Annotated in this window: 9 protein-coding genes; 4 read left to right on the plus strand and 5 right to left on the minus strand. The window is 66.0% G+C overall.

What is annotated here, in order from left to right; all coding sequences use genetic code 11:
• Positions 1 to 415 precede the first annotated feature (415 nt).
• The 4 genes from istB to ACT6S0_RS02985 all read right to left on the minus strand — a co-directional run bounded on the left by istB (position 416) and on the right by ACT6S0_RS02985 (position 3,690).
• Positions 416 to 1,225, minus strand: coding sequence for an IS21-like element helper ATPase IstB (istB, locus tag ACT6S0_RS02970; RefSeq protein WP_444762431.1), 810 nt, complete (start codon positions 1,223 to 1,225; stop codon positions 416 to 418).
• Positions 1,215 to 2,765, minus strand: a complete 1,551-nt coding sequence (gene istA / locus ACT6S0_RS02975; protein WP_444762432.1) for an IS21 family transposase — start codon at positions 2,763 to 2,765, stop codon at positions 1,215 to 1,217. The genes istB and istA overlap by 11 nt, the downstream gene beginning before the upstream one ends.
• A gap of 295 nt (positions 2,766 to 3,060) precedes the next feature.
• Complete coding sequence (locus ACT6S0_RS02980) at positions 3,061 to 3,321, minus strand: hypothetical protein (protein WP_444762433.1); 261 nt, start codon at positions 3,319 to 3,321, stop codon at positions 3,061 to 3,063.
• A 138-nt stretch (positions 3,322 to 3,459) separates the two neighbouring features.
• Positions 3,460 to 3,690, minus strand: coding sequence for a hypothetical protein (locus ACT6S0_RS02985; protein ID WP_444762434.1), 231 nt, complete (start codon positions 3,688 to 3,690; stop codon positions 3,460 to 3,462).
• 18 nt (positions 3,691 to 3,708) lie between these two features.
• On the opposite strand from ACT6S0_RS02985, the gene ACT6S0_RS02990 reads away from it, so the two are divergent.
• Both ACT6S0_RS02990 and ACT6S0_RS02995 read left to right on the plus strand, forming a co-directional pair.
• A complete protein-coding gene (locus tag ACT6S0_RS02990) occupies positions 3,709 to 3,990 on the plus strand; it encodes a YlcI/YnfO family protein (RefSeq protein ID WP_444762435.1) in 282 nt (93 codons plus the stop codon).
• A complete protein-coding gene (locus ACT6S0_RS02995) occupies positions 3,987 to 4,304 on the plus strand; it encodes a type II toxin-antitoxin system RelE/ParE family toxin (RefSeq protein WP_444762436.1) in 318 nt (105 codons plus the stop codon). Before ACT6S0_RS02990 ends, ACT6S0_RS02995 begins: the two co-directional genes overlap by 4 nt.
• A gap of 759 nt (positions 4,305 to 5,063) precedes the next feature.
• Here the strand turns inward: ACT6S0_RS02995 and ACT6S0_RS03000 are convergent.
• The gene (locus tag ACT6S0_RS03000; protein WP_444762437.1) at positions 5,064 to 6,029 is read right to left on the minus strand and encodes an SOS response-associated peptidase family protein; all 966 of its coding nucleotides are present in this window, start codon (positions 6,027 to 6,029) and stop codon (positions 5,064 to 5,066) included.
• A gap of 170 nt (positions 6,030 to 6,199) precedes the next feature.
• Between ACT6S0_RS03000 and imuA the strand changes: the two genes are divergently transcribed.
• The gene (gene imuA, locus ACT6S0_RS03005) at positions 6,200 to 7,039 is read left to right on the plus strand and encodes a translesion DNA synthesis-associated protein ImuA (protein ID WP_444762438.1); all 840 of its coding nucleotides are present in this window, start codon (positions 6,200 to 6,202) and stop codon (positions 7,037 to 7,039) included.
• Positions 6,969 to 7,941: Y-family DNA polymerase (locus ACT6S0_RS03010; RefSeq protein ID WP_444762439.1), on the plus strand; the 973-nt coding region annotated here is incomplete at its 3' end. The genes imuA and ACT6S0_RS03010, both read left to right, overlap by 71 nt.

Below are 7,941 nucleotides of genomic sequence, written 5' to 3' on the forward strand. Positions count from 1 at the left end.
GGTAGCCGGTCCGCAGGATGTCACACAGGAAGAGTGCGTTCGTTCTCGTCGCTCCGCGTCGAATCGGGAATCAACAGCGGCCCGATGTTGGCCTTAGGCACGCGCCCCCCGCTCTGCCTGACGCCCGGATAGCCGCCGTACAGGTGGCTGTAGCTGAAAACGCCGGCGCCGGGGCCAGTCCCTTCTTGTTCGTTGTGGCGTCACAGCTGTTGGCGCCGACCGAATTTTGAGCCACCGCGCCGGTCCCAATTTGAGCCAGGGGTGGAAGCCGACTTTGAGAGGGTCGGCTGTGGATAAGTTTAGGGTCTGAGCTGGTCGTTGACCTCCTCGTGGGTGGGTGGACAAGCGCGGGGGAAGACGCGCAGGGCGTAGCCCGAAGCGGATTCCCCCGCGCGGCCACTTCATCGACAGCCCATCAGAACGGCTCGGCTTCAGCCTCCGGCTTGCCGCCCTTGCGCCCCTGCTCCCGCGCCTTGATCCGCTTCTTGGCCTCGGCCGTGCTCTTGCTGAAGCGGATCGACTCGTTGCCCGTCTCCACGATGTGGCAGTGGTGCGTGAGCCGGTCCAGCAGCGCCGTCGTCATCTTGGCGTCGCCGAACACGCTGCTCCACTCGGCGAAGTCCAGGTTGGTCGTGATCACCACGCTGGTGTGCTCGTACAGCCGGCTCAGCAGGTGGAACAGCAGCGCCCCGCCGGCCTGGCTGAACGGCAGATAGCCGAGTTCGTCCAGGATGACCAGGTCCATGCGCAGCAGGCTGGTGGCGATGCGACCGGCCTTGCCTTGGGCCTTCTCCTGCTCCAGCGCGTTGACCAGGTCGACCGTGGAGTAGAAGCGCACCCGCTTGCCGTGCCGGGTGATGCCCGACACGCCGATAGCCGTGGCCAGGTGCGTCTTGCCCGTGCCGGGCCCACCCACCAGCACGACGTTGTGTGCCGCGTCGGTGAAGGCCGTGGTGGCCAGCGTGCCTACGAGCTTGCGATCCACCGGCGAGACCTCGAAGTCGAAGCCGGCCAGGTCGCGATGCACTGGGAACTTGGCCGCATGCATCTGGTGGCTGACCGAGCGCATGGCGCGGTCGGTCCCTTCGGCCTGCAGCAGGTGCTCGATCAGCCAGCGCGAGGACTCGATACCGGCGTTGCCGCCTTGCTCGACCAGATCGGCCCACGCGCCGGCCATGCCGTGCAGGCGCAGCGCCTTCAACTCGACCAGCACGTCAGGCTTCATGGTCGGCCTCCTCGGCGGCGAGGTCTGCAGCGTCGTCCATCCCGGCAGCGTCGCCGCGCAAGCGGTCGTAGCGCGCCGTGTCGGCCAACGGTGGCACTGCCACCTGCAAGGACGTGGCCGCCGTCGGCGGCGCCGGCTGCGCGTTCAGGCGCGAGAGCACGTTGACCACATGCTCCACGCTGACCTTGCCCGGCGGCCCCGCCTCCAGCGCCAATTCGACCGCCACCAGCACCGCGTCCAGCCCGGCCGTCAGGACGATGGCCAGCACCTGCGCCATCACGCGGTCGCCGCCCGGCTGGCGCAGCAGCCCCTTGCGCAAGCGTTGCAGCGGCTCGGGCATGTCGGCGAACGGCGCCCCATTCCTGAGCGCACCGGGCTTCCTCTGCAGCAGCGGGATGTAGTGCTGCCAGTCATAGCGGGTCTCTCCGGCGTTGCTCAGCCGGTCGTGACGCGCTACGACCTGGTCGTCGGCCACGATGACGACGCTGGCCGGGTACAGCCGCGTGCTGACCATCTGGCCGAACAGCTCGCACGGCACCGAGTAGCGGTTGCGCGCCACCGACACCAGGCAGGTGCTGGACACGCGCGCTGGCTTCTCGACGTAGCCGTCGAACGGCGTCGGCATGGGCATCAGCTGCGTGCGCTCGTGCTCCAGCATCTCAGCCACGCTGAACTGTTCGTGCTCGGGGTGGCGGACCTCGTCCCACAGCGCCCGGCAGCGCTGGCCCAGCCAGGCGTTGAGCTCGGTGAAGCTGCCGAACTTGACCCGGGCCGCGTCGATCCAGATGCGCCGCCGGCTGTCCTGCACGTTCTTCTCGACGACACCCTTCTCCCAGCCCGAGGCGACGTCGCAGAAGTCGGGGTCGACCAGGTAGTGCACGCACATGCTGGCGAAGCGCTCGTTGACGATGCGGCCCTTGCCCTTCTTGACCTTGTCCACCGCCGTCTTCATGTTGTCGTAGATGCCGCGCCGCGCCACGCCGCCCAGTGCGGCAAATGAGCGCGTGTGGGCGTCGAACAGCATCTCGTGGCCTTGGCTGGGATAGGCCACCAGCCAGAAGGCCCGCGAGGCGCACAGTTTCATGTGCGAGACCTGCGCCCGGTAGTAGATGCCGCCCACCACCAGGCCTTCCTCGCTCCAGTCGAACTGGTAGGCCTCGCCGAGCTCGAAGGCCAGCGGCACGAAGGCGTTGGCCGACAGCGTCTGGCCCTCGGCCTGGCGCCATGCCCGGATGAAGTCCGTGACGCGCGTGTAGCCGCCGTCGTAGCCGGCGGCCTTGATCTCGACGTACAGCGCCTTGGCCGTGCGCCGCTCGTGCCGGGGCCGGCGCGCGTCGGCCTTCAGCGCCAGCTTGAGTGCCTCGTGGAACGGCGTGAGTTTGCTCGGCTGCTCATCCCGACGGTACTTCGGCGGGCCGTCAACTTCGCCGTGCAGCCACTTGGAAACGGTGTTGCGCGACAACCCCGTGATGCGCGCTATCTCGCGCTCCGACTTGTTCTTGCGGCGATGCAATCGCCTGATCCTGCCAATCATGTCCATGGTGATCACTACTCGTCCTCGGCTGCACAAAAATGCAGCAGAGTAGGTTGCTCACCTGGCTCAGTTTTAGGTCGGCATCAGGGCAAAAAGTGGCTCAGTTTTCGGTCGGCGAAAACACCCACCATCAACGTCAGAGTTACGAACTGAAGGCGCCAGGAATGAGCAACTTCACATCGTTTCCCGAGGGAAACCCAAGTTCGAGACATTGACCAGGTCAAGACTTGCCAGCCAGCAGCTCTAGTCACGGCAGGCGTCAGGCGGCAGGAGATGTGCCAATCCTGACCTACAGTGGTGTTCAACGCTTGGGTGGCGTCCAATAGCCGTGAACTACCTTGCTTGCAATGCAGAGTGTTAGATAGGCGCTTACCGGCGGCGCACCGAGCACCAATAGAACAAACCCAACCCAAGGCAGCTCAATGAACAGTGCAATGGCAGCTGCACAAAGGAGAAGTACGGAAAGGGCTGTTGTGGCGTATCGCCAAGCAGGCGGAATCGCACGCCCATCTTCTTCGCCATCATCCTCTATGCCTGGTGGCGGAGGGCTCTTCTTCGTCATCGGTTGTCCTTTCTTGATTCGGGGACGAAGCGCTCGGCTCGCCGGTTGCAAAACGCGCTGGCGCTGATCATGGCCGGGCAACCCTGGTCGAAGCGTGGAAGGCCAGGCGGCCGCCACGGCGGGGGACGCCGATTCGGTTCACCAGCTGGTGCCCGGATGGGCGTTGAGCTGCTGGGAGGGCATACCGCCGTCGCTGTTCATTTTCAGGCCAGAGTCGAGGCGCGCAAGTAGACGACACACCACGTCTACGGGCGCCATGCAGCCAACCTCCGTCACGCCCAGCTCGAAGCAACCAGTTGCCATGTAAGAGCCGGATCGGCAGGCCACCTCATCCACCGGCGCCAGATTGGCGCAGGCTCTGTAGCGCATTTGCGCTACAATCTGTTCATGAAGACCGCGATCATCCCGTCTGTACGTGTCGAACCGGATTTCCGGGCCGAGGTCGAGGCCGTCCTGGCTGAGGGCGAATCGCTCTCCGAGTTCGTGGAGGCGTCGGTTCGCGCCCAGATGGAGCGCCGCCGCATGCAGGGCGAATTCATCGCGCGCGGCCTACGCTCGCGCGACGAGGCGCGCAGGACCGGCGAGTATGTGGACGCCGACGCGATGATCACCAGGCTGGAAGGCAAGCTGGCTGCTGCCCGTGACCAGCTGGCCAAGAAGCGCCGGTGAGCTTCCGGGTTCGTCTCACTCGCGAAGCCGACGCGGATATCGAACGGCTTTTCGACTTCGTGCTGGAGCGCGAGCTTGCGCGCGACGGCGGCGACCTCGACCTGGCGCAGGAGGCCGTGGCTGCCATCCGTGCCGGTGTCGCCACGCTGAAGTCGTCACCGTTCACCTGCCGCAAGGCGAGCAACAGTCCATTCCTGCGTGAGCTTGTCATCCCGTTCGGGCGCAGTGGCTACGTCGCCCTGTTCGAGATCGAGGATGCGGCGAACGTCGTCGTGGTCGCGGTACGACACCAGCTCGAAGACGACTATCACTGACACTGTCGGTGCATCAGGCGCTGACAGAGATGGCGCCGGCAATCTGAACACGGCGACGAGTGGAGACTCGGTCCATTGATCGATCCCGAGAGCGGCGCCAGGGAATGTGCTGGTCAAGTACCCTGAGCTTTCAGCGTCAACTATCTTGAGCGGTGCGGATGGGCGTTGAGCAGCGGCGCCTCCGCGGCCGGCGTGACACCAAGCGCAGCGACTGGCGCGACAGTCGAGCCGATGCGATCACTTCAGCGCGGCCCGGCCACGGGCATGGCGGGTGCTAGGAGTGGCGATCTGGCCGGACCCGCGCGCAGCGCAGTCGATCAGCACAGGCCAGTTCGCCAAGTGGGCCATTCACGCGCAGCGGTAAGGATGCAGGCCCGCGATCTCCTTGCACGGGAGTGCCGCGGCTTGTCGCAGCCGGCATCGCCGGCCTGGCCGTGCGTTGCGTCAGGGATGGAAGCCCGTCAGGGGTGAGACGCCGCTACCTCGGTGGCTCGACGCGCAGCGCGACAGCCCGCCCCCGCGCAGCGGGGAGACGCCAACGCCTCCCCCATGGACTGAAGGCAGATGCTGCTGCACATCGACTCGCTTGCCACCGTCACGGCCCGAGCAAGCCCTCGTTCGATCTTGACCCGGCCAAGCAGCTCACCCATCGCCACAGGCTGATTTCGTCCAGGTTGAGCCTCCGGAAAGGAGTGGCCAGGATGCGCTTGTAGATCGAGCGCCTCGCTCAAGATTGACACCGCTTCCTGGAGCATCACCTCATGCAGCAAGCAAATGCTCGTAGTAGGCGGAAGCACGATCATCGAAGATGCTGTACATCGCCTTCAGGTCGTTGGGGTCCGGGTTCAGCCAGGCATCGACGTGCTCCGGCTTGATGCGCATGATCATCCGGTCGTGACCTGCGTTTCGCACTTCAGGAGGCGGCTCGTCGGTGATAGCCGCGAACGACAGCAGATCCGGCTCGCCGTCTTTCGACCAGTGGGACCACAGGCAGGCGATGTACATCAGCTCAGGCGGGTTCGGCTTGAACTGCAGGACCACGTTCTCCGGCTTCTCATCAGGCGCCAGTTCTCGCTGCTCCATGTCGTGGCGCTTCACGTTCTCATAAAACGTATCGACGAGCAGCAGGCCGTGGCTATAGCCGAACTGGCCGCTCCAGAATCTTTCCAGGCTGTCGCGGCGGGCGTTGTAGGTGCCGGGGAACTTCGTGTCGTAGAACGCCGGCTTGCCACAAGGGCGGCACTGATAACGCATGGGCAGCACTACCCTCTGTCCGTCTCGGACCACCATGACCGGCGCGTAGACGCCAGGAAAGATGCGCGAATCGCGGTCAAGCAGGTCCGTTCTCCTCAAGTCATCGAGGTCGAGCCTCGCCTTTGAGATCTTTGAGGGCGCGATCCGCAGGCTCTCCAGAGCAGCCTTTGGCGGCTTCGGATGGGTCTCAACCATGCGCTCGGCATCGGCCAGGCGCTTGCGCTGCGTGAAAAGCTCCTTCTCCAGCCCCATCGAACGTTCTGCCTTGTAGGCTGCGATGAGTCGCTGAATCTCCTGCTCTTCGGGCGTACCGGCCTCACCTTCAAACGCCGCTTCCATCGCCTTCGGGATCTTGAACTTCGCCTCCTGCCGGCCGTAGAAGAGCTTCACGAACTCCTTGATGCTGATGTGCGCGCCGAACAGGCGCAGGTAGTCACGGTAGTTGGCGCGGATCTGGGCGGAGTAGCACATGGGATTCCCCCTGAAATCGAGCGGCCGTCATCCACGGCGCAGGCGTCGGTTCGAACGGCAGCCGGCAGGGCCGCACCTGCCAACTCCTTCCTGTCCACGGCATCTTGCCCTACTGGACGTTGGACCGCCTTCCATATACTGTACATACATACAGCATCAAACCTCCAACCATGTCGCCCGCCGTCGCAGAACTGGATGCGGTATCTCCGCCTTACAGCCTGTTCTCCCCATCGCAAAACGCCTCTGCCGGTTTCGCAGAGCCGCTGCCTGCGCCGGTAGAAGCGGCGTTGTGGCGAGGCGATCAGCTGGGTGGCCCGACCTCCGAGACGTTGGCAAGTGGCTTCCCCGCGCTCGATGCCGCGCTGCCAGGCCGCGGGTGGCCGTGTGGCGCACTCACCGAGGTGCTGGTGCCGCAGTTCTCCGTTGCCGAACTGCGCCTGCTGAGCCAGGTGCTGGCCGCGCTGACGCGTGCTGGTCGCACGGTGGCCATGATCGGCCCGCCGATGACACCTCACGCACCCGGGCTGCGCCACGACGGTCTCGATGAGCGCCACTTGGTCTGGGTCGACGTCGACACGCCGCGCGATCGGCTCTGGGCCACGGAGCAGCTGGTGAAGTCCGGCAGCTTCGGCGCGACGGTCGCCTGGCTGCCTCTGGTGCGCGCGGAGCAGATTCGCCGGCTCCAGGTGCTCGCAGCCCGCTGCACGGGCCCGGTCTTCCTCTGCCGGCCCGAGACTGCCGCGCGCGACGCCTCGGCAGCACCGCTGCGCGTGCTGGTGCGCGCGCATACCGATTGGCAGATTGCCGTGCAGGTGCTCAAGCGCAAGGGCACGCCGCTGGACGAAACATTGCTGCTGCCCTCGATGCCGGGTGGGCTGGGCAAGATCATGACCCCGAGGCTGCGCTACCCCAGCCGCCTCATCCCTGTCGAGCCAAGCCATGCTGTGGTCAGCCCTGCTGCTGCCGCCGTGCGCGAGCGATCCCACCAAGCCACTGCCGCCCAGCCTTGACGAGCTTCGAGCCGTGGCTGTCTGGGCGTTGCAGTTCACGCCCCGGGTCACCATCTCTGAAGATGCCGTGCTGATGGAGGTGGAGGCCAGCACGCGGCTGTTTGGCGGCAAGCGGGCGCTGCGTGACCGCGTGGTCGCACAGGCCGGCGAACTCGGTGTCAAGAAGACTGCCTGGGCCAGCACCGGCCTGGCCGCCCATGCGCTGGCCCGCTGCAACATTGAGAACGGCTTCAAGCGCCCGCTGCCTGAGCTGCTCGACGCCCTGCCCATGGAATGCATCAGCGCCGTTCGGCCGCATGCCACCACGCTGGCGCAAACCGGCTGCCGGACATTGGGTGACATCCGCGCCCTGCCCCGCGCCGGCCTGGCCCGGCGCTTCGGTCGCGAGCTCCGCCAGGCGCTGGATCGCGCCTATGGCCACGAGCCGGAAGCCCATCCGTGGGAGGTGCTGCCCGATGTGTTCAGGGCGAGGCTGGAGCTGCCCTTCCGGGTCGAGCTGGCCCCGGCTTTGCTGCAGGGCGCCCGGCGCCTGCTGGTACAGCTCAGCGGCTGGCTTGCCGCGAGCCATGCCGGCACGACCGCGTTCACGCTGCACTGGTGGCACGACAGCATGCGCTCACGCGATGCGGGCACCGGCGGCAAGCTCACCGTGGGCACCGCCGAAGCCACGCGGGACGTGGAACACCTCTGCCGGCTACTGGCAGAGCACCTGACCAAGGTGGAGCTGCTCGCACCGGTCGGCGATCTGGAACTCACGGCGGACGAAGTGCATGCGCAGGCCGACGCCAACCTCTCGCTGCTGCCGGATACCGCAGCCGACGGCGAAGCCGCCCATCTCACGCTGGAACGCACGGCGGCACGACTGGGGCCCGACGCCATCAGGCGCTGCAGGGTCCATGAGG

The organism is Roseateles sp. (assembly GCF_052436255.1).
GTDB lineage: Bacteria > Pseudomonadota > Gammaproteobacteria > Burkholderiales > Burkholderiaceae_C > Pelomonas.